The 2,141-nt window shown below is 40.1% G+C and carries 2 protein-coding genes; both read left to right on the top strand.

The window, feature by feature from the left end; genetic code table 11:
• A partial coding sequence (locus E2K98_RS31515) for a hypothetical protein (protein WP_208025453.1) occupies window positions 1–181 on the top strand: 181 nt, incomplete at its 5' end.
• Between the two features lie 96 nt (window positions 182–277).
• Window positions 278–1,378, top strand: a complete 1,101-nt coding sequence (locus tag E2K98_RS30415) for a lactonase family protein (protein ID WP_407921244.1) — start codon at window positions 278–280, stop codon at window positions 1,376–1,378.
• Window positions 1,379–2,141 lie beyond the last annotated feature (763 nt).

Genomic DNA, 2,141 nt, shown 5'->3' with positions numbered 1-2,141 from the left:
TTACCCCTCATCGCTTACAAAAGATGCAAAATGCCTGGAATGCATCCTCTTGATAAACATTGTAACATTTGGTAAGCCGTATGCCTTAATAGGGCACGTACGGTTTGATAAGGGGGAAGCCTCGAGAGAGGTTTCCCTACTTTCTCATTTGTTGTTATTTACTTATTTAAAGATAGGTTAGTGGTAAGGACGATAATCCTTTAAACCAATTTACTTTAATTTAGGGAATTTAAATAGGAAAAGCACCATATAAAACTATGAAAGGAGGATTCGGAAAATGAATAAATATTTCCGTGCGAATGCGAGTATGGTTTACATTATGACTAATAATGAAGTAATGAATCAAATCATCGCCTTTTACAGGGACACGAACGGAATACTCGCCTTTGCAGGTTCCTACCCGACTCATGGTAGAGGTACTGGCACAAAGGAAGTCTCCACAGCAACAGCAAACGATGGTGTCGATCCTCTTACGTCACAAGGAGCTCTAACTTTGTGCCGTGATGGACGTTTTCTTCTTGCGGTGAACGCAGGCAACCATACGATCAGCAGTTTCATGATTACTGACAGCGGTATTCCTGTTCTAATGGATGTTAGGCCATCTGGAGGTGCTCAACCCAATAGCGTAGATGTGTTTGGTAATCTTGTCTATGTTGCCAATGTAGGGAATGCTGAAAATAACTATTCATCCAATATCACAGGTTTCCACATCAATAATAACGGTCACCTTACCCCCATTCCTGGGTCCACCCATTCTCTCAGCACTTTCAATGCCCAGCCAGCACAAGTTCTTTTCACTCGTGATGGTAGTAATATCCTTGTATCCGAGCTTACTTCAAACCATCTTAGTGTATTTCATGTAAATCAAAATGGTACTGTTACAGAACCAATTGTTAATAATTCTTATGGTCAAGGACCATTGGGTGCATATTTTCTATCCACTGGAATCCTCTTGGTTACTGAAGCAGATTCAAATGCCCTGTCATCCTATTCAATGAGCAACGACAGGGTCCTTCATGTGATCAGTGGTTCTGTACCAAATGGATATAAAACCGCATGCTGGGTTGCAACAACAAGGGATGAACGTTTTGCATACGTTACCAACACTTTAAGCGGTACCATCTCCACCTACAGAATTGATCCTAATGGAGCATTGTCGGTAGAAAGGCATATTACCAGTACAGCGCCAGGTACATCCCCAGGTCTTCCGATGGACGTTGGAGTGAGTAAAGACGGACGGCATTTTTACACCCTTAACGGTAATCAGGGTACAGTGTCAGTATTTAAGATTCAAGATGATGGCAGTCTAGCAAGATTGCAGGTTGCTGCCTGGATTAACTTTCCTTACTTTGGGTCACAAGGTTTAGCCGTTCTTTGATTATGGGGTTAACCATACTTTAAAAAATACAGGAGATGGTAAAAACAAGGATGTGACATACGAGTAGCTTTTGTTATCAAACAACATAATTGACAGCAGACTGTGAAGAAACGTACTGAAACAAGCGGGTGCATTACTGGAACAACGGTAATGCTTTTTCTTATTGAAGTAACGGGGCCGGTTAGTTTAACAATTAAAGGGAATTATATAGAAAAAGTGTGGTGGAAAATTTGAAAGGTAACTATTCATCAGAAGCAGTTAAGGAAAAGAGAAGAAAACTTGAAGAAATAATTTTGAAGTCGATTCCACTTGGAAATCGGCTATTTTTTATTTCTAGGTGTCCTAACTTAAAGATATGAGTAAGGTAAGATTACTGAGTAAAAAGAAGATAATTGAGGATTCGTGCCTTATTTTATAGAGATAGGTCAAAAATTATCGCAATTTAGCATCTCCTTGAATAGGATAATTTTGGACAAGTTCAAGAGTAAATCTGGACAAGTCCAAGAATAAAAATAAGGAGATGGATAAGATGGCAACAATTACGGTCAGGAATACCAATGATAGCGGTTTTTTGAAGGTAAATTATGATATTGTGAAGAAATGCACTTAAACTAAATGGGTGCTTGTGCGGCCGAGCATAGGTCGTATCATATAACGGGTGGGATTCCCGTCGAGTAAGAACTAGCCATTCGCTCGTAGCGAGTCTTGGAGGGCTAAAGGTAACTTTAGTCTTTAAGCGTAGACAGTTAGGTAGCGGGCCGAA

It is taken from the genome of Bacillus salipaludis, from assembly GCF_004358205.1.
The sequence above is the reverse complement of the archived record's forward strand: the minus strand, read 5'-3'. Positions and strand labels throughout refer to the sequence as shown.